Origin of the sequence: Segeticoccus rhizosphaerae, from assembly GCF_005222685.1 — a bacterium.
In the GTDB taxonomy this organism is placed as follows: domain Bacteria; phylum Actinomycetota; class Actinomycetes; order Actinomycetales; family Dermatophilaceae; genus Segeticoccus; species Segeticoccus rhizosphaerae.
On sequence record NZ_SWMA01000024.1, the window covers coordinates 13,380 to 38,031 of the forward strand.

At 72.5% G+C, this 24,652-nt stretch carries 22 protein-coding genes; 12 read left to right on the forward strand and 10 right to left on the reverse strand.

The genetic code is table 11. From position 1 onward, the window contains the following. Positions 1-24: 24 nt before the first annotated feature. The gene (locus tag FCN22_RS15085) at positions 25-726 is read left to right on the forward strand and encodes a ferritin-like fold-containing protein (protein WP_202911605.1); all 702 of its coding nucleotides are present in this window, start codon (positions 25-27) and stop codon (positions 724-726) included. A gap of 144 nt (positions 727-870) precedes the next feature. Here FCN22_RS15085 and FCN22_RS15090 read toward each other — a convergent pair whose 3' ends face one another. The 3 genes from FCN22_RS15090 to FCN22_RS15100 form a co-directional block, all read right to left on the reverse strand. Continuing rightward, positions 871-1,140 (reverse strand): GlsB/YeaQ/YmgE family stress response membrane protein, encoded by a 270-nt coding sequence (locus FCN22_RS15090; RefSeq protein WP_137122386.1) that lies wholly within the window; start codon positions 1,138-1,140, stop codon positions 871-873. A gap of 188 nt (positions 1,141-1,328) precedes the next feature. Continuing rightward, the gene (locus tag FCN22_RS15095; RefSeq protein ID WP_137122387.1) at positions 1,329-1,556 is read right to left on the reverse strand and encodes a DUF3107 domain-containing protein; all 228 of its coding nucleotides are present in this window, start codon (positions 1,554-1,556) and stop codon (positions 1,329-1,331) included. 106 nt (positions 1,557-1,662) lie between these two features. Further along, complete coding sequence (locus tag FCN22_RS15100; protein WP_137122388.1) at positions 1,663-2,274, reverse strand: TetR/AcrR family transcriptional regulator; 612 nt, start codon at positions 2,272-2,274, stop codon at positions 1,663-1,665. A 108-nt stretch (positions 2,275-2,382) separates the two neighbouring features. On the opposite strand from FCN22_RS15100, the gene moeB reads away from it, so the two are divergent. The 4 genes from moeB to FCN22_RS15120 all read left to right on the forward strand — a co-directional run bounded on the left by moeB (position 2,383) and on the right by FCN22_RS15120 (position 10,833). Further along, a complete protein-coding gene (gene moeB, locus FCN22_RS15105; RefSeq protein WP_137122389.1) occupies positions 2,383-3,609 on the forward strand; it encodes a molybdopterin-synthase adenylyltransferase MoeB in 1,227 nt (408 codons plus the stop codon). 101 nt (positions 3,610-3,710) lie between these two features. Then, positions 3,711-4,067, forward strand: coding sequence for an MGMT family protein (locus FCN22_RS15110; RefSeq protein ID WP_238384763.1), 357 nt, complete (start codon positions 3,711-3,713; stop codon positions 4,065-4,067). 164 nt (positions 4,068-4,231) lie between these two features. Beyond that, a complete protein-coding gene (locus FCN22_RS15115) occupies positions 4,232-7,381 on the forward strand; it encodes an ATP-dependent helicase (protein ID WP_238384764.1) in 3,150 nt (1,049 codons plus the stop codon). Further along, the gene (locus FCN22_RS15120) at positions 7,381-10,833 is read left to right on the forward strand and encodes an ATP-dependent helicase (RefSeq protein ID WP_137122391.1); all 3,453 of its coding nucleotides are present in this window, start codon (positions 7,381-7,383) and stop codon (positions 10,831-10,833) included. The genes FCN22_RS15115 and FCN22_RS15120 overlap by 1 nt, the downstream gene beginning before the upstream one ends. Before the next feature lie 27 nt (positions 10,834-10,860). Here FCN22_RS15120 and FCN22_RS15125 read toward each other — a convergent pair whose 3' ends face one another. Continuing rightward, positions 10,861-11,691 (reverse strand): GAF domain-containing protein, encoded by an 831-nt coding sequence (locus FCN22_RS15125; protein ID WP_137122392.1) that lies wholly within the window; start codon positions 11,689-11,691, stop codon positions 10,861-10,863. Positions 11,692-11,816: 125 nt separating this feature from the next. On the opposite strand from FCN22_RS15125, the gene FCN22_RS15130 reads away from it, so the two are divergent. Beyond that, complete coding sequence (locus FCN22_RS15130; protein ID WP_137122393.1) at positions 11,817-12,314, forward strand: hypothetical protein; 498 nt, start codon at positions 11,817-11,819, stop codon at positions 12,312-12,314. A gap of 80 nt (positions 12,315-12,394) precedes the next feature. On the opposite strand, the gene FCN22_RS15135 is transcribed toward FCN22_RS15130, so the two are convergent. Next, the gene (locus FCN22_RS15135; protein WP_162308227.1) at positions 12,395-13,759 is read right to left on the reverse strand and encodes a phosphotransferase; all 1,365 of its coding nucleotides are present in this window, start codon (positions 13,757-13,759) and stop codon (positions 12,395-12,397) included. Between the two features lie 41 nt (positions 13,760-13,800). Between FCN22_RS15135 and nudC the strand changes: the two genes are divergently transcribed. The 5 genes from nudC to FCN22_RS15160 all read left to right on the forward strand — a co-directional run bounded on the left by nudC (position 13,801) and on the right by FCN22_RS15160 (position 18,491). After that, positions 13,801-14,775 (forward strand): NAD(+) diphosphatase, encoded by a 975-nt coding sequence (nudC, locus tag FCN22_RS15140; RefSeq protein ID WP_238384765.1) that lies wholly within the window; start codon positions 13,801-13,803, stop codon positions 14,773-14,775. A gap of 90 nt (positions 14,776-14,865) precedes the next feature. Beyond that, positions 14,866-15,300 carry a PPOX class F420-dependent oxidoreductase gene (locus FCN22_RS15145; protein WP_137122396.1) on the forward strand — a complete coding sequence of 145 codons (435 nt, stop codon included), beginning with the start codon at positions 14,866-14,868 and terminating at the stop codon, positions 15,298-15,300. A gap of 132 nt (positions 15,301-15,432) precedes the next feature. Then, complete coding sequence (locus FCN22_RS15150) at positions 15,433-17,583, forward strand: ATP-dependent DNA helicase UvrD2 (RefSeq protein ID WP_137122397.1); 2,151 nt, start codon at positions 15,433-15,435, stop codon at positions 17,581-17,583. Positions 17,584-17,724: 141 nt separating this feature from the next. Further along, on the forward strand, positions 17,725-17,976 hold the full coding sequence (locus FCN22_RS15155; RefSeq protein WP_137122398.1) for a hypothetical protein: 252 nt from the start codon (positions 17,725-17,727) through the stop codon (positions 17,974-17,976). A 227-nt stretch (positions 17,977-18,203) separates the two neighbouring features. After that, the gene (locus FCN22_RS15160; protein WP_137122399.1) at positions 18,204-18,491 is read left to right on the forward strand and encodes a WhiB family transcriptional regulator; all 288 of its coding nucleotides are present in this window, start codon (positions 18,204-18,206) and stop codon (positions 18,489-18,491) included. 324 nt (positions 18,492-18,815) lie between these two features. On the opposite strand, the gene FCN22_RS15165 is transcribed toward FCN22_RS15160, so the two are convergent. The 3 genes from FCN22_RS15165 to FCN22_RS21930 form a co-directional block, all read right to left on the reverse strand. Beyond that, complete coding sequence (locus FCN22_RS15165; RefSeq protein ID WP_137122400.1) at positions 18,816-20,144, reverse strand: ABC1 kinase family protein; 1,329 nt, start codon at positions 20,142-20,144, stop codon at positions 18,816-18,818. A 116-nt stretch (positions 20,145-20,260) separates the two neighbouring features. Further along, positions 20,261-21,238: a TOMM precursor leader peptide-binding protein gene (locus FCN22_RS15170; protein ID WP_238384766.1), complete on the reverse strand. Its 978-nt coding sequence runs from the start codon at positions 21,236-21,238 to the stop codon at positions 20,261-20,263. A 132-nt stretch (positions 21,239-21,370) separates the two neighbouring features. Next, complete coding sequence (locus FCN22_RS21930) at positions 21,371-21,535, reverse strand: DUF5679 domain-containing protein (protein ID WP_137122401.1); 165 nt, start codon at positions 21,533-21,535, stop codon at positions 21,371-21,373. 286 nt (positions 21,536-21,821) lie between these two features. On the opposite strand from FCN22_RS21930, the gene FCN22_RS15180 reads away from it, so the two are divergent. Next, positions 21,822-22,388, forward strand: a complete 567-nt coding sequence (locus FCN22_RS15180) for a M48 metallopeptidase family protein (RefSeq protein ID WP_202911606.1) — start codon at positions 21,822-21,824, stop codon at positions 22,386-22,388. Positions 22,389-22,422: 34 nt separating this feature from the next. Here the strand turns inward: FCN22_RS15180 and FCN22_RS15185 are convergent, their stop codons facing one another. Beyond that, on the reverse strand, positions 22,423-23,058 hold the full coding sequence (locus tag FCN22_RS15185; protein ID WP_202911607.1) for an NUDIX hydrolase: 636 nt from the start codon (positions 23,056-23,058) through the stop codon (positions 22,423-22,425). Next, positions 23,055-24,539, reverse strand: a complete 1,485-nt coding sequence (locus FCN22_RS15190; RefSeq protein WP_238384767.1) for a zinc-dependent metalloprotease — start codon at positions 24,537-24,539, stop codon at positions 23,055-23,057. Before FCN22_RS15190 ends, FCN22_RS15185 begins: the two co-directional genes overlap by 4 nt. Between the last annotated feature and the right edge of the window lie 113 nt (positions 24,540-24,652).

Below are 24,652 nucleotides of genomic sequence, written 5' to 3' on the forward strand. Positions count from 1 at the left end.
CCGGTGCCCGTTACCGTGAACGCCATGGACGCTGCGACACCCGACCAGACGCCCCCCACCGAGGACGGCGCGGGCTATCGCGCTGCGGTCGTCGATCTGCTCGGTGTGCTCGCCTATGGCGAGTTGACCGGCTTCCTGCGGATGGCCGCCGACGCCGATGCCGCACCCACGCTGCCCGACAAGGCGGCGCTCGGCGGGCTGGCGGCCGCCGAGTTCCACCACTACGAGCTCCTCGTGGCCCGATTGCAGGAGATGGGGGCCGACCCGGAGGCCGCGATGGATCCGTTCATCGCCGCGATCGACGAGTTCCACGCCCGCACCCGGCCGAACGGCTGGCTCGAGGGCCTCGTCAAGGCCTATGTCGGCGACGGCATCGCCACGGACTTCTACCGGGAGGTGTCGGCCTACGTCGACCCCTCGACCGCTGCGCTGGTGCACAGCGTCCTGGAGAACGGGGGGCAGGCCGAGTTCGCGGTCCAGGCGGTGCGGGCCTCGATCGAGCGGGACGAGCGGATCGCCGGCCGGCTCGCGCTGTGGGGTCGACGGCTCGTCGGGGAGGCCATCTCGCAGGCCCAGCGGGTGGCGGTCGAGCGCGACGCGCTGTCCTCGCTGCTGGTCGGCGGGCACGACCACGGCGGGGCAGACCTGGCCGAGCTGGGCCGGATGTTCGCCCGGCTGACCGACGCCCACACCCGGCGGATGGGACGCCTCGGACTCAACGCCTGACGGCCGGCGTGCCACCCGTTGTCCCCGGACCATCGGCCAATGCAGGGGCCGCTCTGGCCGCAACGAGCGGTGGACAGCACGAGGGCCCCGTCCGTGCGGACGAGGCCCTCGTGGTCGATCAGTCGAGCAGGTGGGTCGCAGCGATCAGCGGGTGACCTGCTTCCTGCCGGTGAGCGAGGTGTAGATCCCGATGAGCACCGCGGCGCAGATGATGCCGATGATCAGGGCGATCCAGTCGATCCCCTTGGTGTCGGACCCCCCGAGCGCGTGCCAGATCCACGATCCAGCCAGCCCACCGATGATTCCGAGGATGACCGTCATCAGGATCGAGATGTCCTGCTTGCCGGGCATCACCAGACGCGCGAGCGCGCCGATGATCGCACCGACGATGACTGCGGCAATGATGGCTCCCATGGGAACCGCTCCTTCCAGTGCCCGCCGGAGCGGGCGATCAGGGGAACGCCCACCCGCGATCTGTTGCGGGCGGGTCGTGCCGTGTGGCGTTACCCTGCACCTCCGGGCCGCGGTGCGCAAGTTGACACTGTGGCAGGAGTAAAGATCGTTATTTCGGGTACCCGTACCGGGTCGGGCCCGGTTTTCGCTCAGCTCAGGCCGAAGCCCACGCGGGCCTTCTCGGTCGCACCGATGTCGACGTAGCCGAGGGCCTCCACCGGCACCACGACGGTGCGGCCCTTCTCGTCGGTGAGGCTCAACGTGCCGGTCTTGTCGGTGAGGGCCTTGGTGACGGTGGCCTGGATCTCCTCAGCGCTCTGATCGGACTCGAGCTGGATCTCGCGCGCGACGTTGCGCACGCCGATCTTGACCTCCACGGGACTGCCTTTCTGCACGGGGAGTGCACCGATCCGCGCGGTCTGCGCCGGTGCACCTGTCGACGGGCTGGGATGGTTACGGCCGGACGACCGCTCCCTGCTGAGGCTAACCCGCGGAGGGGGCCGACTCTTCCCCCTGGTCCGCCTTCGGGAAGCCGCCGAGCCCCCGCCAGGCCAGGATGCTCACCAACCGGGCCGCCTCGGAGCGGGGGATGGACGTGCCCTGCGCCAGCCAGTAGCGCGCACACACCTGGGCCATCCCGGACAGCGCGATGCCGAGCAGCTGCGCCTCGTCGGCCGGCAGACGGGTGTCCTCGCCGATCACCTCGGCGATGGCGTGCGCGGTCACCGTGGAGGTGTTGTCGACGCGCTCGCGGACCGCCTGCTCGTTGGTGAGGTCGGACTCGAAGACCAGCCGGAAGGCCGCGCCGTCGCGGTCCACGAACTCGAAGTAGGCCTCGATGGTCGCCGCGACCCGCTGCGCGTTGTCCGTCGTGGACGACATCGCCGCCACGACGAGGTCGGTCAGCTCGTTGCTGTGTTGGTCGAGCAGCGCGAGGTAGAGCTCGAGCTTGCCGGGGAAGTGCTGGTAGAGCACGGGCTTGGACACCCCGGCGCGTTCGGCGATGTCGTCCATCGCGGCGGCGTGGTAGCCGGCCTCGACGAAGACCTCCTGGGCGGCCTCGAGCAGCTGGATACGGCGAGCGGAGCGAGGCATGCGCACCCCGCGGCCTCGGACGTCCGAGCTCAGTGACACGAGGAATGCCCCTTCCGGTCCTCTGCTGGTTTCAACGACCGCATCTTACGCGCGCGTAGGCTGAGACACATGGCTCCCGTGCTCGGTCCGGCAGCGCTCATCGACGCCGGCGTCCCCACCGCTTCGCCCAGCCTGACGCCGGCGGAGACCTCGCGCTATGCCCGCCACATCCTCATCCCCGAGGTCGGCCTCGAGGGGCAGCGGCGGTTGCGGTCCGCCCGAGTCCTGGTCGTCGGCGCTGGTGGGCTCGGCTCCCCGGCCCTGCTCTACCTCGCCGCCGCGGGCGTCGGCACACTCGGCATCGTCGACGACGACGTGGTCGACGTCACCAACCTGCAGCGGCAGGTCGTGCACGGGGTCGACGACGTCGGCGCCGCCAAGACCAGCTCCGCCGCGCGTACCGTCGCCGCGATCAACCCGGGCGTCGAGGTGGTCGAGCACCGGCTCCGCATCGACTCCGACAACGCCCTCGACCTGGTCTCGGGCTACGACCTGGTCGTCGACGGCACCGACAACTTCCCGACCCGTTACCTGCTCAACGACGCCTGCGTGCTGACCGGCAAGCCACACGTCTGGGCCTCGATCTACCGGTTCGACGGCCAGGTCAGCGTCTGGTGGGCCCAGCACGGCCCCTGCTACCGCTGCGTCTTCCCGGAGCCGCCCGCGCCGGGTCTCGTGCCGTCCTGCGCCGAGGGCGGTGTGCTCGGTGTGCTGCCGGCAGCGATGGGCTCGGTGCAGTCCACCGAGGCGATCAAGCTGCTGCTGGGCATCGGCGAACCGCTGGTCGGCCGGCTGCTCGTGCACGACGCGCTGCGGCAGACCTGGGACACCCTGACCGTGCGCAAGGACCCGGGCTGCCCGGTCTGCGGTGAGCACCCGACCATCACCGAGCTGGTCGACTACCGGGACTTCTGCGGTATGCCGTCCGTCACCGACGCCGGGTCCGGCACCGACGTGGTCCCCACCGTGAGCGTCCGCGAGCTGCGCGATCTGCTGCGTGCCCGGGAGGCGGGGGACGGCGAGCCGTGGACCCTGGTCGACGTGCGCGGTCCGGAGGAGCGCTCGATCGTCAGCATCCCCGGCGCCGACGTCGTCCTGATGGACGAATTCCGTTCGGGGGCCGCCTTGTCGAAGATCCCGGCCGATCGCCCCGTGATCGTGCACTGCAAGTCGGGAGCCCGGTCCGCGGAGGCCGTGCGACTGCTCCGTGCGTCCGGCCGCACCGACGCCCGCAACCTCGAGGGCGGAGTCCTCGCCTGGGTGGCCGAGGTCGACCCGTCCCTGCCGACCTACTGAGTGCAGTGGTGCCGCCAGTCGAGCAGACCGACCTGTTGCGGGGCGGAACCGAGCAGACCTGAGTGAGGCCTGACCAGGCCCGAGACGGGAGGAGACCCGGGGTGACCGACGAGCTGACCGACCCGTACGCGGCATACGGGCTGGCGTTGCCGGACTACGCCGAGGAGGTGCTCGACGTCGTCGACGCCATCCCGGAGGGACAGGTGCTGACCTACGGCGACATCGCCGAGCTGGTCGGCCGGGGCGGACCGCGGCAGGTCGGTTCGGTGATGTCGCACTACGGGTCGGCGACCACCTGGTGGCGGGTCATCCGCGCCGACGGGAGACCGCCCGCCTGCCACGAGGGGGAAGCGCATCAGCACTACCGTGAGGAGGGCACGCCGCTGCGCGGCGAGCGCGTCGACCTGCGCCGGGCCCGATGGGACGGCCCGGTGGAGCGACCGACCCACCCGGGATGAAGCGCACCTCCGCAGTGCACCGCAGTTCGGGTTCGACCCCGCCACGACGCCGTGCCTCGTCGCGCCGGGGGGTCCCAGTGTGAGGTGGGGCGTAGCGGCGCCACGCCTCTGGGTCGTGGTGGGTGCTCGGCAGTGGTGTCGGCGGGGCGTGATGGGATCGGGCCGTGTTGACGTTGCGCCGCGCCCCCGATCTGGCCGAGGGGACTCCAGAGCTCGATGACGCGCAGGCCGCCGCGGTTGCGCACCGCGGCGGCGTGCTGCGCGTGCTCGGCGCCCCCGGCACCGGCAAGACGACGCTCGCCGTCGAGGCCGTCGTCGACCGGGTCCGCTCCGACGGGCTCCGGCCCGACCAGTGCCTGCTGCTCTCGCCGACCCGGGTGGCTGCTGCGGCTCTGCGCCAGCGGGTCACCGCCCGGCTCGGCGGCACCTCCACCGAGCCCCTGGCCCGGACCCACCAGGCCTTCGGGTTCGGCATCCTGCGACAGGCTGCCGCGCTGCGTGGCGACCCCACCCCCCGGCTGCTCAGCGGGCCCGAGCAGGACATCATCCTGCGCGAGCTGCTGTCCGGACACGCCTCCGGTGACGGGCGGGCGCCCGACTGGCCCGAGCACGTGGTGGCGGCTCTGCCCACGCGAGGCTTCCGGGCCGAGCTGCGCGATCTGTTGATGCGCGCGGTCGAGCGCGGGCTCGACGCCGGGGACCTGGCCCGGCTCGGTCGCGAGCAGGAGAGGCCCGAGTGGGTGGCAGCGGCGAGCGTGCTGGCGGAGTACGACGAGGTGACCGCGTTCTCCCGGCCCGGCGCCTACGACCCCGCGTGGATCCTGGGTGCCGCCGCAGAGCTGCTGGAGGAGGATGCGACTGCCCTCGTCCGGGTCCGCGATGCGCTGCGACTCGTGGTCGTCGACGACGCCCAGGAGCTCACGTCGGCGGCCAGCCGGCTGCTGCAGGTGGTCGCGAGCCCGCAGATCGACCTCGTGCTCATCGGAGATCCCGATGTGACTGTCGAGGGCTTCCGTGGCGCGGACCCGAGGGCATTCGGGCAGCTCGCGGAGGCCGTGGGGCCAGCGGGTGGTCCGACGACGATCAGCCTGGGCACGTCATACCGGCAACCTCAGGTGTTGCGGGAGGTGGCGCACCGGGTGACCCGCCGGATCGGGACGGTCGGCGGCGTCGCCCACCGCGAGGTGGCGACGCAGCCGGGCGGACGCTGCGACGTCGCGTTGGTGAGGGCGGCCTCGCAGGAGGCTGCGCTGATCGCCGTCGAGCTGCGTCGCGCCCACCTGGCCGATGGCATCCCGTGGGAGGACATGGCGGTCGTCGTGCGCGGGCAGGGCCGCACCGGCGCGCTGCGACGGGTTCTGATGGCCTCCGGCGTGCCCGTCTCGGTGCCGGCGACCGAGCTGCCGGTGCGCGACGAGGTGGCGGTGCGTCCACTCCTCGCGCTGATGGAGGTCGCTCTCAAGGTCGCGTGGGGCGACCCCGACCCGCTCCCGGCCGAGGTGGCGGTCGACGCGCTGACCTCACCGGTCGGCGGTGCCGACTCGGTGTCGTTGCGCCGGTTGCGGCGGGTGCTGCGCCGCGAGGAGCTGGAGGCGGGCGGGGGTCGCACCAGTGACGAGCTGCTCGTCTCGGTCGTGCTCGACCCCGACCAGCTGATCCTCGGGCTCGCCGAGGCTGGGCCGGCCCGCCGAGTGGCCAGAGCCGTGGCGGCCGGGGTCGAGGCCGCCCGCACGGTGACCGACGAGTCCGGCGTGCGCCGGTGGGCTCCGGGGGTCACCGCTGAGACGGTCCTCTGGGCGATGTGGCGGGCGACCCGCCTGGGGGAGGCCTGGGCCCGCACGGCGCTCGACGGCGGCCTGTCCGGCGCGCGCGCCGACCGTGACCTGGACGCGGTGGTGGCCCTCTTCGACGCCGCTGCCCGGTATGTCGACCGGTTGCCCCAGATGGGGCCGGGCGGGTTCCTGGAGCACATCCGCGGGCAGGACGTCGCGGGGGACACCCTCGTCGCGCGGGCCCCGAGCGAGCACACCGTCGCGCTCGTCACGGCGCAGGGAGCGGCGGGACGGGAGTGGCGGTTCGTCGTCGTCGCGGGAGTGCAGGAGGGCGTCTGGCCCGACCTGCGCCTGCGGGGCTCGTTGCTGGGGTCCGAACGGCTGGTCGACGTGCTGACCGGACGCGGCCAGTCGCTGCGGGCGGCGCAGGCGGCCGTCCGCTATGACGAGACCCGGGCCTTCCTCACCGCAGTGAGCCGCGCGAGAGAGCGGTTGCTGGTCACTGCCGTGCGCAGCGAGGACGAACAGCCTTCGGTCTACCTCGACCTCGTCGACCCACTCGACGACGAGGCGGATCGTGACTTCGCACCCGTGCCGCGCCCTGCGACGCTGCCCGGCGTGGTCGCCGAGCTGCGACGGGAGCTCGTGTCAGGGACCGACGAGCAACGTGAGGTGGCGGCCGCACAGCTGGCCCGGCTGGCAGCCGAGGAGGTGCGTGGCGCCGACCCGGCCGCCTGGTGGGCGCTCACCGACGTCAGCGACGACCGACCGTTGCGGCCGGTTGGTGCCGTGGTCAGCGTGTCTCCTTCTCGCATCGAGGGATTCGCCGACTGCGGCCTGAGGTGGCTCCTGGTCACCTGTGGTGGTGACGGGCCCGACCAGGGCGCGGCCAACATCGGCACGCTGATCCACGACATCGCCGCCGAGCTGGACGACGTCGACGAGCCCACCCTCGCGGCCGAGGTCGAGGCACGCTGGTCCCGGCTCGGGCTGCCGGACAGCTGGGTCTCACGCAAGCAGAAGTCGGAGGCCCTGGAGATGGTGGGCCGGCTGGCGCGCTACTACCGCGAGGCCCGGAAGGAGGGCTGGCAGCGGGCCGGCACCGAGCTCGACCTGCAGGTGCAGCTCGGCCGTGCGCTGCTGCGCGGACGGGTCGACCGCATCGAGACCCACCCCGAGCACGGGGTGCGCGTGATCGACCTCAAGACGGGCGGCCGCAAGCCACCCGCCGACGACCTGCCCCGGCACCCGCAACTGGGTGCCTACCAGGTGGCGATCGAGCACGGCGCCTTCGAGGAGGCCGGCGACGTATCCGCAGGTGCGGCCCTGTTGCAGATCGGCAAGGCCTCGTTGAAGAACACCACGCTGCAGGAGCAGGATCCGCTGGCGCGGGACGATGACCCGGCATGGGCGGAGGAGCTCGTGCTGGAGACGGCGGAGGGGATGGCCGCGCCGACCGTCCTGGCCACGATCGGCGACGGTTGCACGCGGTGCCCGGTCCGCACGAGCTGCCCGTTGCAGCCAGAGGGGAGGGCGATCTGATGTATCTGTTGCGCGAAGAGGTGATCTCCAGCGAGCCCGGGGCTGTGCGCGAGGAGCGCGTCCGGCGTGCTCCGGTGCGCTCCGCTGCGCAGATCGCGGCCGCGCTCGGCGGGCCGCCACCGACGCCCGAGCAGGCCGCTGTCATCGAGGCGCCGCTTCGACCCCTGCTGGTCGTCGCGGGAGCCGGCTCCGGCAAGACGGAGACGATGGCCTCCCGGGTGGTCTGGCTGGTGGCCAACGGTCACGTCGAGCCCGACCAGGTGTTGGGGCTGACCTTCACCCGCAAGGCCGCGTCAGAGCTGTCCGACCGGATCGGACGACGGCTGCGCCAACTCCAGCGGGTGGGGCTGTGGACGCCGCCCGAGCTCGAGGACGGGGCCGAGGTGCTCGGCGGCACGCCCACGGTGTCGACCTACCACTCGTATGCCGGCCGGCTGGTGCGCGAGCACGCGCTTCGGCTCGGCATCGAGCCGGAGGCACGGCTGCTGTCCGAGGCCGCCGCCTGGCAGTACGCCGCCGAGGTAACCGAGTCCTACGACGGACCATTGGAGCAGATCCGCACCTCGGGCGGCGCTGCGCCGGCCCTGTCGACGGTGGTCGGAGCGGTCACCTCCATCGCGGGGGAGATGGCCGAGCACCTGCTCGAGGTGGACGCCCTCGACAGGTTCCTCGGCGAGGTGGCGGATCGGGTGGGGGCCCTTCCCAGCGGCGGCAAGGCCTCCTCGGTGCCTGCTCCGGTCCGCGACGTGTTGCGCACCCTCGAGGGGCGACGTCAGATCCTGCCGCTCGTCGCGGCATACCTCGACCTCAAGCGGCGTCGCGAGGCGCTCGACTTCTCCGACCAGATGGCGCTGGCGGCGCGGCTGGCGATGCGCTTCGCCGACATCGGGGCGATGGAACGCGGGCGCTTCCGCGCGGTGCTTCTCGACGAGTTCCAGGACACCAGTGAGGCCCAGCTGACCCTGCTGCGCAGCCTCTACGTGCCCGACGCGTCCGCAGGGCCTGACGACGGCCCGGCGGTGCCGGTCACCGCGGTGGGCGACCCGCACCAGTCGATCTACGGCTGGCGCGGCGCGAGTGCGACCACGCTGAGCCGGTTCCCGCGCGAGTTCCGTGACGCCGCAGGGCCGGCCGCGGTGCTGCCGCTCTCGACCAGCTGGCGCAACGACCGGACCATCCTCGCGACGGCGAACCTGTCGTCCGCGCCGCTGCGGGATGACTCGCACGTCGACGTGCAGCTGCTGCGGGCGCGTCCCGACGCGCAGGAGGGTTCGGTCGAGGCGGCGCGGCTGTCGACGCTGGAGGACGAGGCCTCGCACGTGGCCGACTGGGTGCAGCGTCGCTGGTTCACCGGTCCGGACCGGGCGACCCGCACCGGACGGTCGGCAGCAGTGTTGTGCCGCAAGCGGTCCCAGTTCCCGACAATCGTCGCGGCACTGGAGGAGCGCGGTCTGCCGGTCGAGGTCGTCGGGCTGGGCGGTCTGCTGACCACCCCGGAGGTCTCCGACATCGTGGCGCTGCTCTCTGTCGTGCACGATCCGGGCAGGGGCGACCACCTGATGCGGCTGCTGACCGGGCCGCTCTGCCGGCTGGGCGCGGCCGACCTGGACGGCCTGGCCGCTTGGTCACGCCACCTGCAGCGCCGGGACGCGGCCAAGGGGGCGACCAAGGACGCCAAGGACACGAACGACGCCAAGGACATCAGGGACACCAGGAACACCAGGGACATGGCGCCCGAGAGCGGCGAGCGCGCGAGCATCGTCGAGGCGCTCGACGAGCTGCCGCCACAGGGCTGGCACGGGGCCGACGGCCAGCGGATCGGTGACGTGGCCCGCGAGCGGTTGGCCGGGCTCGCGGACGTCGTGCGGCGGTTGCGGTCGCTGACCGGTCTGGGGCTGGCAGATCTCGCGGGCGAGGCCGAGCGCGCCCTCGGTCTCGACATCGAGGTGCTGGCCCGGCCCGAGCACACCCTCGCCACCGCCCGGATGCACCTGGACGCCTTCGCCGACGTCGCGGCGAGCTTCTCCGCGAGCGCCGACCGACCCACGCTCGGCGGTTTCCTGGCGTGGCTGGACGCCGCGCTCGAGGAGGAGCGCGGGCTCGAGAAGGCGCCCCTGGAGGCCTCGCTCGACGCGGTGCAGGTGCTCACGGTCCACGCGGCCAAGGGCCTCGAGTGGGACGTGGTGGCCGTCGCCGGGCTCACGGAGGGCGCGTTCCCGTCGTGGCCCTCGCCGCCCAGCAGCCGTTGGTCCGACGGGCGGTGGTCGGTCGGTACGCCGAAGGACAAGGGCTGGTGCAGCGGACTCGACGGCGTGCCCTACGACGTGCGGGGTGACTGCGACGGGCTGCCACGCTGGCGCTGGAAGGAGGTTGCCGACCTGGCGGAGCTCAAGGACGACCTCGAACGCTTCGTGCTCGAGGGCGGGCAGCACGCGATCGCCGAGGAACGGCGTCTGGCCTACGTCGCGTTCACCCGAGCGCGGCGGGAGCTGCTGCTCACGGCGCACGTCTGGGCCGATGGCAAGTCCCCCCGGGTGACCTCTCGGTTCCTCGATGAGCTGGTGGAGGCCGGTCTGGCGCAGGTCGGTGTCTGGGCGCAGATGCCGGAGCCGGACGATCACGGCAAGGCGGTCAACCCCCGGACCCAGCAGAGCCAGAGCGTCTCGTGGCCGGTGGATGCCCAGTCGCATCGCAGGCTCGAGCTGACCGACTCCGTGCAGGCGGTGCTCGACGCGATGGCGGAGACGCGTGACGGGGCGACAACGGCTCCGATGCTCCCGATCGACCCGCGGGAGCAGGAGATCGAGATGCTGCTCGCCGAGCGGGACCGAGCGGGTCGGCGCGACGCCGAGGCCGTCCGGATGCCGCGCCACCTTTCGGCCTCCTCCGTGGTGGCTCTGGCCACCGATCCCGAGGCTTTCGCGCTGGCCTTGCGCCGGCCGATGCCCACGCCTCCGGCGCAGGCTGCACGCCGCGGCACCGCCTTCCACGCCTGGGTGGAGCAGCACTACGCCCAGGCGGCGCTGGTCGACCTTCTCGACCTGCCCGGAAGCGCCGACGAGGACCCGGGACTCGACGAGGACCTGCCCGCGATGAAGGCTCGGTTCCTGCGCAGCGAGTGGGCCGGTCGCCGGCCCGAGGCGGTCGAGATCGCGGTCGAGACCGTCGTCGACGGCATCGCGATCCGCGGCCGTATCGACGCGGTGTTCGCCCGTCCCGCAGGTGGGTTCACGCTCGTCGACTGGAAGACCGGAGCCGAGCCGACCGGCGAGCGGGCGCGGATCAGGGCGATTCAGCTCGCCGCCTACCGGCTCGCGTTTGCCCGATTGCGCGGGATCGAGGTCGAGGACGTCGACGCCGCGTTCTACTACGCGGCCACCGGGCGCACGGTCTGGCCGGAGCTGCTCGGCGAGACCGACCTGTTGGACGTCCTGCGTGCCGTGCCCGAGTGACGGTGGGCGGTGGCTACGACGTCGCGGTCACGCCTCGTGCTGCGGGCCGGTGGGGTCGTCTCCGGGTGCATCTTGGGCCGGTTGGAGGCCGAGGCGCACAATCGCCTCGGCGACGGCGCGCACGGTGGCGTTGCGGCGTCGCGCGTGGGCCCTGATCCGCTCGTAGGCGAGCTCGACGCTGATCTGTTGCCTGGTGGCGACCATGCCCTTGGCTTGCTCGATGATGACCCGAGCGTCCAGGGCGTGTTGCAGCTGCTCGTTCAGCTCGACCTGGCGGCGCTGCTCGGAGGCATTGATCAGGTAGGCGGTGGCCATGTCGGCCATCACGGTGGCTGCCGCGAGATCCTCTGTGCTCCACTGTCGGCGGTTCTCGCTGTAGAGGTTCAGCGCGCCGACGGTCCGCCCGGCCAGCCGCATCGGCAACGAGGCCACGGCCAGCACACCGGCCTGCCGTGCAGCGCGTTGGTAGTCGGGCCACCGGTCGACGTCGATGGACAGGTCATCCACCGACACCACTCGGCCGGTGCGGGCAGCTTCCACACACGGGCCGTCCTGGCTGTCCTGCTGTGCCAGCTCCACCGCGGCGATCCGGGAGTCGACCGCGGTGACGACCTCCAGCCGCTCCCCTTTGTGCAGGCTGACCCCGCTACCGAGCAGGCCGAGCACGCTGGTGACGCGCTCGGCCAACTCGTCGAGCACGGCGTCGACCTCATACGGAACCAGCAGCTTGGCGGTGAACTCCGAGAGCGTCCTCAGGTAGAGCCCATGGTCGTAGATGGGGGCCTCCGGGTGGGCTGGCGAAGCCGCATGAAGCCGATCCCATGCTTGGCTCAACGTGGTGAACGAGGCTTCCAGCATACGGCCCGCTGGACCGTTGACGGATCGGTGCGCACGGTCGAAGATGAGCGGCGGGCCCCTGACCTCGGCCTGGTGAGGCCTCCCGTGACCCTGGTGGCGTGGCGCCAGCTTGCCAGGAGACACTCATGGACTCGGCAGACCTTCCCCCCGACCCCCACGACCCCCACGACGCGGTTCGGACCGGATCGATCGACCCCCTGGCCACGGCGCAGCTCGGCGCCGGTGCCCCACCGCCCGGCCCTGGCCAGAGCGCCGGTTCGGTGCTGCGCTGGGTGCTGCGCCGCGCCGCCCCTGCCGAGTGGTCACCGCTGCGGCCGGCTGAGGAGCTGGTGGCGCAGGTTCACCCCGACGATCCCGTGCTGCGCGGGCACGTCCTGCGACAGGCCCGCTCTCGTCTGGTCGCGCTCGCCGACCGGACGTCCACCTCCCGGCAGCAGCGTGCTCTGGCCACCCTGACGGTCGCGATCAACCTCATCGACCAGCAGAGCGACGGCCATGCCGGCGCCGAGGGAGACCACGGCGTGCCTCCACGCGCCAGCTCCACCCGCCAGGCCCTGATCGATGCTCAGCGACCCCTCGGGGGTGAACGGTACCCCGCTGATCCGTCCTACTTCATCGGCTGAGCTCGCGGCTCGGTCGAGCAACGGCGACTTCGCTGGGGCTCGCCCGGGTCCGACCTCGCGTCCGCGTCCGGACCGCTGCCTCAGGAGCGGCTGGGTCCGGACGGGTCGTCGTCACCGGCGTTCGGTTCGGCGGCCTCCGTCGGGTCGAACTGCGGCACGTGGGCGTCCGACGGTGCCCCGAACTCCAGCGACTCGTTCGCCTCCTCGTCGCCGGCCGGGGCGTCGAACTCCAACGACTCGGTCACCTGCTGGTCCCCGGCCGCTGCGGATGGGGCGACGGCGGCCTCGTGGTCACCGCCGTCCTCGCGCTCGGCAGGCGCCGGCATTGCGGGCTCGGTGTCCGGCGTGACGGCCCCGCCCTGGTCCAAGCCCTTTCCCTCGTCATCGGTGGACGGCGCCGCGGCCTCGGGGGTCGACCCGGTGTCCGCGTCGAGGTCGGGCAGTTCCCCGCCCTCGAGGCTGTCGGCGAAGGCAGGCGACCCGGCCGGGACGGAGCGGGTCGGGGGCGGCAACAGGTCGGTGTCGTGCGCGTGCTGGTCCAGGCGTCGCAGCGCCTGCGCCCGGCTCTCGACCAGTTCGTCGTCCTCGGAGGTGACGGCCTCGAGCAGGGCGGTCAGTCCCCGCAGCTCGCCGGCCAGTCGCGCGCGACGCTCCAGGTGCTTGTCGGGGCGCTCCGCCCGGGCGTGGGAGTAGGCCTCCAGCACCGTGTCGAACGCGGCCGGCGCGCACCCGGTCACCAGGGTCCCGAAGTCGTCGGCCGGGTCGGCCACCTGAGCGCGCTCCCATCCGGTGAGCCCCTTGACGGTGCCGGCACCGGCGTCGTCGGACCCGTCATACGCGACCAGCACGTGCCGGTCGGTGAGGTTGCCGTGGACCGGGCAGGTGGCGAACCGCCACAGCGTCACCTCCTCGAGCGCGTGCTCCCAGCGCGACAACAGCCCGGTCGGCACGTGGCCCGTGGCGGCCCCGCGGTCGAGATCGGCGAGCCGGCGGGTGCGGTAGGTGTCGGCGTCGTAGGACGGTGTGCCCGCCTCGTCGTAGAGCCCGCGGTCGACGTTGTGCACCGCCGCGATCGCCCGCCCCACCTCGGCGGCCAGCCTCGAACCGGCCGGCAGCTGGGTCCAGTCGAGGGGTTCGCCGGCGAGCCGGGGATAGACGGCGGCGCGCCCACCCTCCTTCAGCTGGGCGTAGCCCTGGGGCACCGGCACGGCGAACGGCATCCGGCGGGCCAGCAGCCGCGTCAGGGACTCACCCTCGTCGAGCTGCGCGGCGGCGACGGCGTTGAGCGGCAGCCGCACCACCCACCGGCGGCCCTCCTGGTCCTCGAGGAAGGCGACCTGGTACTGCTCGCCGGTGCGTGCGGTGACGCCCTGGACCGAGACGGGTGCGAGACCGGGGACGGCGGCGCTGGCGAGGGCTGCGAGAGCGAGCGGGCTGCGTGTCACCCGCCCACCGTATGACGTCACGGCGTCCTAGGCTGGCAGGCGTGACGTTGTCGTCGGAAACCCTGCTCGAGCTCTCCCTGTCGAACGGCGCCCTCGACCGTGACGCCCACGTGCGGAGGGAGCCCGAGCTGCTCACCGGGTTGCTGGCCGACCCCGCGACCCGCGTGCTGCACCTGCGCGGCGACCGTGCCCGCACGCAACCCACGGACGAGGGTCTGCGCCTCGCCCTGCGCGAGCCCGAGCCGGGGGACGGCGACCACCTGGTGGTCTACCTGGGCCGCGATGGTGGCGGCTCGGCATACGTCGCGCTGCTCGACGAGGCCCATGAGGAGACCCAGGAGGAGGCCCAGGAGTCGGCCGACGAGCAGTGGCAGACGCTGCGCCGGGCAGGCGCGAGCCTCGGTGACCACGACTCCGGTCTCTTCGCCGAGGCGCTCGCGCTGGCGAACTGGCACCGCACCCACACCCACTGCCCCCGGTGCGGCGCGACCACGGTGCCCCGCGAGGCGGGCTGGGTGCGCCAATGCGAGCAGGACGGCAGCGAGCACTACCCGCGCACCGATATGGCGGTGATCATGGCCGTCACCGACGAGGACGATCGGATCCTGCTGGCCCGCGGACCGCAGTGGCACGAGCGCAGCGGGTCCGTGCTCGCCGGCTTCGTGGAACCCGGGGAGTCGCTGGAGGCGGCCGTGGCCCGAGAGGTCCTCGAGGAGGTCGGCGTGACCGTGATCGACGTCCGTTACCGCGGCAGCCAGCCCTGGCCGTTCCCGGCCTCGCTCATGGTGGGGTTCACGGCCCGGGCCGTGAGCGCGCAGCTGCGGCTCGACCCGGTCGAGATCGCCGCCGCGAGCTGGTACACCCGCGAGGAGGTGGCGCAGCGGGCGGCGAGCGGTCAGCTGCGGCTCTCGTCGCGGCTGTCGATCGCACGGCACCTCATCGAGGAGTGGTACGGCGGTCCGCTGACCCAGGCCGAGGAGCCCGTGGAGGGGCTGCGCGCGGTCGATCGCCGGTGAGCAGCGACGACAGCGTGCGCGAGCCAGCGCAGCGAAGCCCCGAGCGCCCGTGGTCGCGAGTGCCACGGCCAGCGGTGGCAGAGTGAGGGCATGAGCTCCGAAAGCACCGCCGCACTGCGGCAGCTGGCCACCCGACACCATCTCGGCGTCCTCACGACGATCAAGCGCGACGGACGCCCCCAGCTGTCCCACGTCAGCTACGTCTTCGAGGACCACACCGACCTGGTGCGGGTGTCGATCACCGACGACCGCGCCAAGACGCGCAACCTGCGCCGCGACCCGCGGGCCTCACTGTTCGTCCGGTCCGACGACGGATGGGCGTATGCCGTGCTCGAGGGTGACGTCGACCTGTCGCCGGTCGCGGCGGCACCGGGCGACGCCACCGTCGAGGAGCTGATCGAGGTCTACCGCCTGATCAACGGCGAGCACCCCGACTGGGAGGACTACCGCGCCGCCATGGTGGCGGACCGGCGGCTGGTGGCGCGACTGAAGGTGACCCACGTCTACGGCGTGCCACCGCGCTGAACCGGCGCACGCGACACACCCGGCACACCGCAGCCCGACCCCACCGCGGTCGACCGCCGCCTGCCGGCCGGCGGCCGTGAGCGGTCCACAGGGGTTCGCCGCCGGTCGGTGGCCTCTGGGAGGATCGGGGTGATGTCCACACCCCCCAGCCCCGACGAGGTCCTCGCCGCGCTCGACCCCGAGCAGCGGCTCGTCGCCGCCTCACCGCTCGGGCCGATGTGCGTCCTGGCCGGCGCCGGCACCGGCAAGACGCGCGCGATCACGCACCGGATCGCCTACGGCGTCCTGTCCGGCGCGTACCAACCAGGCCGGGTGCTCGCGGTGACGTTCACGGCGCGGGCCGCCGGCGAGATGCGCACCAGGCTGCGCGAGCTCGGCGTGCCGGGCGTGCAGGCGCGGACCTTCCATTCGGCTGCCCTGCGCCAGTTGCACTACTTCTGGCCCCAGGCGATCGGCGGAGCCGCCCCGGAGGTGTTGAAGCACAAGGCTCCCGCGGTGGCCGAGGCGGGTTCGCGGCTGCGGCTGCAGCTCGACCGCACCACGATCCGCGACCTGGCCGCCGAGGTCGAGTGGGCCAAGGTCAGCATGCTCACGCCGGAGACCTACCCCGCGGCCGCGCGGCGTGCGGGCCGTGACCCTGCCGGTCTCGACGCGACCGCGATGGCCCGGGTGCTGGAGACCTACGAGGAGGTCAAGGCCGAGCGCCACGTCATCGACTTCGAGGACGTCCTGCTGATGACGGCCGGCATCCTTGCCGAGCGCGACGACATCGCCCGCACGGTGCGCTCGCAGTATCGCCACTTCGTGGTCGACGAGTACCAGGACGTCAACGCGGTCCAGCAACACCTGCTCGACCTGTGGCTCGGCGACCGCTCGGACCTGTGCGTGGTGGGCGACGCGGCCCAGACGATCTACTCCTTCACCGGTGCATCGCCGCGCCACCTGCTGGAGTTCCCGAACCGCCACCCCGGGGCCGAGACGGTGGAGCTGGTGCGCAACTACCGCTCGACCCCGCAGGTGATCTCGCTGGCCAACCTCGTGGTCCGCGGTGGTCCACAGGGCCGCCAGGGCCGGACCATCGAGCTGCGCGCCCAGGGAGCCCCGGGCCCCGAGCCCCGACTGACGGCCTACCCGGACGACCAGGCGGAGGCGGTGGGGGTCGCGGGCCAGGTGGCGGCCCTCGTCGGGCAGGGTGTGCCCGCCAGTGAGATCGCGATCCTCTTCCGCACCAATGCCCAGTCCCAGGGCTTCGAGTCCGCCCTGGCCGACGTCGAGATCCCCTACCTGGTGCGCGGTGGTGAGCGCTTCTTCCAGCGCCAGGAGGTCCGGCAGGCGGTGCTGCTGCTGCGCGGGGCGGCCCGCAGCGACGACGCCACCAAGCCGCTCGGTGACCTCGTGCGTGACGTCCTCGGCGGCGCCGGCTGGGGTCCCACCCCGCCGAGCAGCGGCGGCGCGACCCGCGAGAAGTGGGAGTCGCTGCAGGCGCTCGCCTCGCTGGCCGACGAGTTCGCGGCGGCGGTGCCGGACGCGCGGTTGCCGGACCTCGTGGTCGAGCTGGACCGCCGGGCCTCCGAGCAGCACGCGCCCACCGTGCAGGGCGTGACCCTGGCCTCCCTGCACGCGGCCAAGGGGCTCGAGTGGGACGCGGTCTTCCTGGTCGGGTGCAGCGACGGCCTGCTGCCGATCAGCATGGCCGAGGGGATCGAGGCCATCGAGGAGGAGCGCCGGCTGATGTATGTCGGGCTCACCCGCGCGCGCCGAGAGCTGCGGCTCTCGTGGGCGGCGGCGCGCAACCCGGGCGGGCGCGCCTCGCGCCGACCGTCCCGGTTCCTCGACAACGCTGCCAGCGTCCTGGGGGAGGGGGCCCGCTCCCAGCCGAAGTCCCGGTCGCGTGGCCGGGCGGCGCGGCCCGCGCGTCCGGCCTTCTGCCGCACCTGTGGCACCGGCCTGGACACCGCGGCCGAGCGGAAAGTCGGTCGGTGCAGCGCCTGCCCACCCACCTACGACGAGGCGACCTTCGAGGCGCTGCGCTCCTGGCGTCTGGCCGTCGCGACCGATGCCAAGGTGCCGGCCTACGTGGTCTTCACCGACGCGACGTTGACCGCGATCGCCGAACGACGCCCCGCGGGACTGGGAGATCTCGCGACGATCTCCGGGGTCGGGACGCGCAAGCTCGAGCGCTACGGCGCGTCCGTACTGGCGGTTCTGGACGGATCCGACCCGGCCGAGATCGCCGAAAAGGGCTCTGCAGCAACCGAACTCAGGAACAGTGACGCGCCGTGAGCGACCCAGCGTGAAGATTTCTCGTTAAATGCTTTGCCGCCGTAGGTCCGCCTGCTCTACTCTTTCATGCGTACGAACCGCACAGGGGCCGAAATGGCCTGCTGTGGAACACCACGAGACGAGATGAGGAGGTTGGCCCTGATGGAGATCACCACGATGTCGAACGCGATGCACAAGCCCCGCGTCCTCGTCGGCTGCCCGCAGGCTGCCGGCCGCGCCCTGATCTCGCCGATCAGTGGGATGGGTCAGGGGACCGGTGTGTCCGCATTCGCCATCGGCGGCGCTGCCGCGGTCCACACGACTCGTGTCGTGGTTGACCTCGCGTTCTACGCCACCCCCAAGTCCCTCAACAGTGATGTCGCGTTCGTCGGCTCCGGAAGACCTCCCGTCTAGCACTTCCAGACCAGGTCACCCCCAGGCCGCGGAACCCGACATCCGGGATCCGCGGCCTTTCTCGTGTGTCGAGCAGGCCGCCCAAGACCACCAGGAAGCCAGCAATGAAGAGCAGCACCAGCTCCGAGGTCACGGGAGAGACCCTGCCCCGCCCTGGAGCGACACGGAACACACAACAGGACCAGCCCTCGGACCGAGGGCGACGACACGTTGGAGGTGACACCCCGATGCAGCTATCGCAACTGATCGACAAGAACGCCCAGGCGCATGAGGCCGGCGAGGACATCCCGTGCCGAGTGAACGACCCCGAGATGTGGTTTGCCGAGCGGCCAGAGGACGTCGAGTTCGCCAAGAGCCTGTGCGGCTCCTGCCCGGTCATGACCCAGTGCCTCGCCGGAGCGCTCGATCGCGCCGAGCCGTGGGGCGTCTGGGGCGGCCAGCTCTTCATCCAGGGCGTGGTCGTCGCACGGAAGCGTCCGCGAGGGCGTCCCCGCAAGTCGACGGTGGCCGCCTGATGCGTGGTCCCGGCCTCACGACCGGACCTGGTCGGGTGCGTGTCAACGCATCCGACCGGCGTCCCCCTCACCGTCAATCTCTTGACTTTTCAAGGAGTTCCACCATGTATCACCTCATGTATGAGGACCTGGCACGTGCCCGAATGGCCCAGCGCAACGGTACGGAGACGGACCAGGGTGTCCGCCGGCGTTCGCTGCGAGTGGCCATGGAGGCCCGGCGTGCCGAGCGTCGACAGCGACGCGGGTGATCCCACGGGGGAGTCACCAGCGTTGATCCTGAGGCGGAGGCGTCTCGACCACCCGGTCGAAGCGCCTCCGCCTTCGTCATGCCTGGGAGAGCGGGGGCAGGTCCGCTCCGGGCAGCAGGTCGTCGACGATGGCCCGGCCCGGCACCTGCCCGCCGATCTGGCACAACACCCCGATGCCGCCGAGCCAGACCCGGTGGATCAGGAGGAACTCCGGAGGGAGGTTGAGCTTCATACCCACCGAGAACTGCGGCCGTCGTGGGTCGTTGATGTGGGCGAACACGCCGCGCAGCCACGGCCGGTTGAAGGTGAACGTGTCGGTGCGCAGGGGGGCGATGAACGGCTCGAGGTAGGCGAGGGCCGCTTCCGCATCCAGGTCGATCGTGGACTTGACGAATCCCAGCTCGCGCAAGCCCTCCAGCAGTGACTGCGCATCGCCCTCGAGCGCGAGCGTGAGCAGCTCGCCCATCTCCACGGGGAGCCCGTCAGGCAACCGTTTGACCGCGCCGAAGTCGATGACGCCGAGCCGGCCGTCGGGCATCAGCCGGAAGTTGCCGGGGTGTGGATCGGCGTGCAGCAGCCCCGCCTGCTGCGGGCCGGCGAGGAGGAACTCCATGTAGCGGGTCGCCGCCTGGTCGCGGACCTCTGGCGTGCCCGCGGCGATGATCGACGAGAGCGGTAGCCCCTCCAGCCACTCGCTGACGATCACGTGCTCGCTGGAGTCGACCACGTCCGGCAGTGCGAAGGTCTCGTCGCCGGCGAACGCCTCGGCGAACTGCGCCTGGGAGGTCGCCTCCAACCGGTAGTCGAGCTCCTCGGCCATCCGGCCCTTCAGCTCCTCGAGGATCGGCGCGAGGTCCAGACCCGGGATCCACCCCGCGGCGACCCTGGCCACCCGCGAGACCTGGCTCAGGTCGCTGAGCAGGGCCGGCCCGGCCCCCGGGTACTGCACCTTGACCGCGACCGGGCGGCCGTCGGCCCACACCGCCCGGTGCACCTGGCCGATCGACGCTGCGGCCGCTGGCCGGTCCTCGAAACTGGTGAACCGGCTACGCCACCGCGGACCGAAGTCGTCCCGCAGCACGGCGTGCACGGTCTTCGTCGGCATCGGGGGCGCCGCGTCCTGCAGCTTGGTCAGCGTGGCCCGGTAGGGGCCCGCGAGGTCCTCGGGCATCGCCGCCTCGAAGATCGACAGGGCCTGGCCGAACTTCATCGCGCCGCCCTTGAGCTCGCCCAGCACCTTGAACAGCTGCTCGGCGGTGCGCGCCTGCATCTCCGCCGCGACCACCTCGGCGGGTCGTCCGCCGACCCGCTTGCCGAGACCGATCGCGGTCCGGCCCGCGAAGCCCAGCGGCAGCGCCGCGAGCTTCGCGCTGCGGACCACGGCCCGGCGCGGGATGTCGCTCATGAACCCATTGTCCCTGCTCCGGACCCTCGGCACCGACGAAGGGCCCAGAGACGGCGAGCCGTCGCCCCTGGCATCCAGCGGTGAACGGGCATCGGACCGGCTGCCCGTCGATCGCGTCACTGCGTGCAGGTGCAGCCCGGGTGTGACGTCCACTCGCGGTGCGTCAGCCACGGCCACGGAAGGTTGAGCTCGAGCGAGACCCCCACGGGCAGCCGCAGGCCGTCGAGGTGACCGTGGGCCACCATCGCCACCAGCCCCGCCGCGGTCGCGGTGAGCGTGCTCTCGGCCTCGACCGGCCGGCTCGGCCCGGGCAGGGGAGGGGCGAGCTGGGTGAGCAGCGCGGGCCAGGCGGGGTCGCGGTCGCGCCGGTGCAGGTCGAGGCAGTCCAGGCACGGACCGGCACCGGGCAGCACGAGGGGCCCGATGACGACGCGGTGGCCCTGGGCCACCACCGGCAGGTGCGGTATGCCGTGCCGCCACCAGGGCGCGCCGGCTCCGGGAGGCAGCGCGGAGTTGGCGGGCAGCAGCACCAGGTCGGGGCGGACCACCAGCGCGCTCCCCTCCTCGACGCGGCCGGGTGAGAGGGCCTGCACGGCCGCGTCGAAACCGGCCGCGCCGGCGTCCACCCGCCCGACACCTCCGGCGATCAGCAGCGCACAGACCGCCTCGGGCAGGCTGCCGCTGCCTCCGACGAGGACGTAGCGCCGGCGCCGGGCCGCGAGCTGGCGCAGGCCGTCACCCGCCAGCCGGTAGGCGAGGGCCAGGCCGTCGGCGTCGCACCGCTGGGTATCCTGTGGTGCCCGCTCGAGCAGGCACAGGTCGGCCCGGTCCGTGGGGTCCTCGACCAGGAGGCGGTGTCGGCGCAGCTCGGCGAGCAGGAGGTCCAGGCGGGCGGCGCTGACGCCACGGTCCTGCGCCACGGCATACAGCTGGGTGTGGTCCAGGCTGCCGTCGAGGTGCTCGACCAGCGTGATCTCGTCCTCGCTCAGGCCTTCGACGACCAACCCCGTGTCCGGGAGCAGGCCGAACTGCACGGCGTCGGGCGACCGGCGCAACGCTCGGACGTGGTTCTTGAGGCGGGGACGGACAGACATCGGGACCTCCGGCTGGGCAACATGCTCGACCCTGCCACCGCACCGGACTGCCGGGAGGCCGCTGTCCACAGGCACGACGAAGGGGCGGGACCCGGCAGCTGCCGGGTCCCGCCCCTTCGTCGTGCTCTCAGGTCACGCCTTGCCCAGGATGCGGTTGAGGTTGGTGCCGCACACGGGGCACTTGCCCTTGGCCATGCGACGGCCGTTCGTCTCGACCACGTTGCCCTCAGCTTCGCGCTTCTCCTTGCACTTCACGCAGTAGAAGTCGCCCTTGTAGGTCTCGCCGGTCTCAGCCATACGTGTTCGTCTCCTTGTCTGTCGCACCGCTCTGCCGCGGCACCGGACTCCGATCACCCTAAACCAGGCTGAGCACAACATCGCACTTCGTGGGGGTGTTTCCGGGCGTGTTTTCGTGCTCAGGACCCGCTCTCGCCCCCCTCGGGCTCCCGCGCCGGACTCCGTCCGCGAAGGTGTCCTCGCCGGCCACCGACGGGCTCCACCGGTGCTGACCTGCGGTGTCGCGGGTTGTCCACAGGCCGCGCGCGTCCCGTGCGACGTCGGCGTTGTGGATTATCGTCGGAAGATGAGCAGCGGACCGATCGAGGTGCGGCGGAGCAGACGGCGGCGGCGCACGGTGAGTGCCTACCGCGAGGACGGCCGCACGATCGTGCTCATCCCGGGCCACCTCAGCGCGGCCGACGAGCGCCGGTGGGTGGACACCATGCTGCGCAAGCTCGACGCCGGGGAGCGTCGCAGGCGGCCCAGTGACACCCAGCTCATGGAGCGGGCCCAGGGCCTGTCCCGGCGCTACCTGGGGGGAGCGGCCCTGCCGAGGACGATCCGCTGGGTCGACAACCAGAACTCGAGGTGGGGATCGTGCACGCCCGCCGACGCCAGCATCCGCATCTCCGACCGGCTCAAGGGGATGCCCGGCTGGGTGCTCGACTACGTCATCCTGCACGAGCTCGCCCACCTGCTGCAGCCGGGGCACGGCGAGACCTTCTGGGGACTCCTCACGGCCTATCCGCGCACCGAGCGGGCCCGCGGCTACCTCGAAGGGGTGGCCGCGACCGCGGGCCTGGACCTGTCCGACGACGACCCCGCGGACGACTGGGACCCGGACGGCACGGAGGCCACCCAGCCGCGATGACCGCACCGGTGGGTGACGGTCACGCCCGTGATCGTCAGCCGAGCCCGAGGTGGCGCCGGGCGGCCGCGATCTGCCGCGGCAGGTCCGGTGACGCCTCGGCGGGAAGGTCGTCGATCGGCCACCACCGCACGTCGAGGGACTCCTCGCTGACCGCGTGGCCGGCACCGGCCGGCGCCGTCCCCGCGAACCGCACGTCGAAGTGCGTTCGGCAGTTGCCGAACGTCGGGGGAAGGTCATGGATCGAGAGCTCGCTGATGCCGGGAGCCAGCTCCAGGTCGAGGATCCCGGACTCCTCGCGGGCCTCCCGTGTCGCGGCGGCATGGACGTCCGCATCGTCGGCCTCGAGGTGACCACCGAACTGGAACCATCGACCCGCCTTGCGGTGCAGCGTGAGCAGCACCCGCGCACCGGCCCGGTCGAGCACGATCGCGCTGGCGGTCAGGTGGCCCGGCGGCCCGTGCCGGTGGACCGCGGCCGGCCCGGTGCCCAGCAGCAGGTCGAGGAAGGCCTGCGCCAGGAAGTCCTGCGCCAGGTCCGGCGCGTCCCACCGCTGCAGCAACCGCACGGCGTCGGCGTGCAGGTGCGCGAGCCCCTCGGACCGGCGCACCTCAGCAGGCCCTCGTGCCTCGTCCTCGGCCGACGCGGACGGGCCCCCGGTGGCCTCGGTCACCGTGCGGGGCCGTCGTCGACCCCGCCCGCGGCGCCCGGGTCGTCGCCCCCGGTCTCGTCGCTCCCCGGTTCCTCGATCTCGCCGCTCGACCCCAGGTCTCCGCGCAGCAGCGCATCGAGGGCTGCGTCCATCTCGGTGTCGTCGGCCGTGGGGTGGCCGACCCGTTCGACGTAGCCGAGCGGGTCGTCCAGGTCGGCTGCGGTCGGCGCCACATCGGGGTGCGCCCAGGCCGCGTCGCGGGCCTGCGGGCCGGCGGACGACTCGAGCGCCGCCCACAGGTTGGCGGCGTCGCGCATCCGGCGGGGCCTCAGCTCCAGGCCGACCAGCTGGCTGAAGACGCGCTCGGCGGGACCCCCGGAGGCACGCCTGCGGCGGACCGCTTCGCCCAGCGCTGCGACGTGCGGCAGGTGCCGACTCGTGGCCCGCTCGGTGACGACGTCGACCCAGCCCTCCACGAGCGCGAGGTAGGTCTCCAGCCGGCGCAGGGCCGACTGCTGCGCCGCGCTCGGCTCCGGTGTGAACAGCGAGCCGGCGAGGGCCTCCTGCATCGCTGCGGGGTCGGAGGGGTCGACCGAGGTGATGGCCGAGGAGATGCCCTCGGTGTCGATCCGGATGTCACGGGCATACGCCTGGACGGCGGCGATGAGCTGCGGACCGAGCCACGGGACCCCTGCGAACAGGCGGACCCTGGCGGCCTCGCGGACGACGAGGTAGAGGTGCACCTCGCCGGCGTCGACCGACAGCCCCTCGGCGAAGGCCTGGACGTTGGCCGGGAGCACCACGACCGCGTGGTCCGGGACGAGGGGCAGGCCGACCTCGGTGCCGGTCACCAGATCGGCGGCGAGCGTGCCCACGGCCTGACCCACCTGCATCCCGAACATCGAACCGCTCATCCGCGCGATCATCGGCTCCATCTGGCCCATCAGCGCGCTCGGGTCCATGCCCGGCGGCAGCCCGGGTGGCATCCCGGGCAACCCCTCACCGCCCAACCCGCCGAGCTGCTCCTTCATCGCCGACTGGATGGCGCTGCTGACCCCCTCGGCCACCGGTTGGACCAGCTGCTGCCACACCGGCATGGTCTGCTCGACCCATTCCGCCCGGCTCCAAGCGTGCACCCCAGCACTGGGTGCGCCGAGGTCGGTGACCTCGTCGAGCCACAGGCTGGCCACCTGCGCGACCTGGGTCACGTCCCTGACCATCGCGGCCGAGACAGAGGAGTCGCCGGCGGCCGAGACGGTCTTGCGCGCCACGTCGTGGGCCATCTCCACGTTGAAGGCGCCGCCCTCGCCGCTGAACATCGCCTTGAGCTGCGCCGAGATCATGCCCATGGTCGCCGGGTCGGACTGGTCCAGGCCCATTGCCCCGAGGGCCTTGGCCACATCCGGGTTGTCGGTGTCGCCGAGCAGCGACCGCAGCATCGCCTCGAAGTCGGGCTCGTCGTCCGGACGGCCGGACGGGGGCGGGGTGGGTGTATCAGGCACGCGGCGCTCCTTGCCTCCTGAGAGGATGGTTCTCTCCTCCAGATAACCACGAGGAGGCCCTGGTGAGTTCCCCGCGGGGCGGGGTTCGCTCTGGGCGCAAGACCCGCCGGCCG

What these genes read in the sequence shown, in the direction of transcription:
- FCN22_RS15180 (WP_202911606.1), top strand. Translation starts at nt 21,822, where the DNA reads ATGAGCAGCGGACCGATCGAGGTGCGGCGGAGCAGACGGCGGCGGCGC.
- FCN22_RS21930 (WP_137122401.1), bottom strand. Translation starts at nt 21,535, where the DNA reads ATGGCTGAGACCGGCGAGACCTACAAGGGCGACTTCTACTGCGTGAAG.
- FCN22_RS15150 (WP_137122397.1), top strand. Translation starts at nt 15,433, where the DNA reads ATGTCCACACCCCCCAGCCCCGACGAGGTCCTCGCCGCGCTCGACCCC.
- FCN22_RS15160 (WP_137122399.1), top strand. Translation starts at nt 18,204, where the DNA reads ATGCAGCTATCGCAACTGATCGACAAGAACGCCCAGGCGCATGAGGCC.
- FCN22_RS15155 (WP_137122398.1), top strand. Translation starts at nt 17,725, where the DNA reads ATGGAGATCACCACGATGTCGAACGCGATGCACAAGCCCCGCGTCCTC.
- FCN22_RS15085 (WP_202911605.1), top strand. Translation starts at nt 25, where the DNA reads ATGGACGCTGCGACACCCGACCAGACGCCCCCCACCGAGGACGGCGCG.
- FCN22_RS15100 (WP_137122388.1), bottom strand. Translation starts at nt 2,274, where the DNA reads ATGCCTCGCTCCGCTCGCCGTATCCAGCTGCTCGAGGCCGCCCAGGAG.
- FCN22_RS15090 (WP_137122386.1), bottom strand. Translation starts at nt 1,140, where the DNA reads ATGGGAGCCATCATTGCCGCAGTCATCGTCGGTGCGATCATCGGCGCG.
- FCN22_RS15165 (WP_137122400.1), bottom strand. Translation starts at nt 20,144, where the DNA reads ATGAGCGACATCCCGCGCCGGGCCGTGGTCCGCAGCGCGAAGCTCGCG.
- moeB (WP_137122389.1), top strand. Translation starts at nt 2,383, where the DNA reads ATGGCTCCCGTGCTCGGTCCGGCAGCGCTCATCGACGCCGGCGTCCCC.
- FCN22_RS15130 (WP_137122393.1), top strand. Translation starts at nt 11,817, where the DNA reads ATGGACTCGGCAGACCTTCCCCCCGACCCCCACGACCCCCACGACGCG.
- FCN22_RS15145 (WP_137122396.1), top strand. Translation starts at nt 14,866, where the DNA reads ATGAGCTCCGAAAGCACCGCCGCACTGCGGCAGCTGGCCACCCGACAC.
- FCN22_RS15125 (WP_137122392.1), bottom strand. Translation starts at nt 11,691, where the DNA reads ATGCTGGAAGCCTCGTTCACCACGTTGAGCCAAGCATGGGATCGGCTT.
- FCN22_RS15120 (WP_137122391.1), top strand. Translation starts at nt 7,381, where the DNA reads ATGTATCTGTTGCGCGAAGAGGTGATCTCCAGCGAGCCCGGGGCTGTG.
- FCN22_RS15170 (WP_238384766.1), bottom strand. Translation starts at nt 21,238, where the DNA reads ATGTCTGTCCGTCCCCGCCTCAAGAACCACGTCCGAGCGTTGCGCCGG.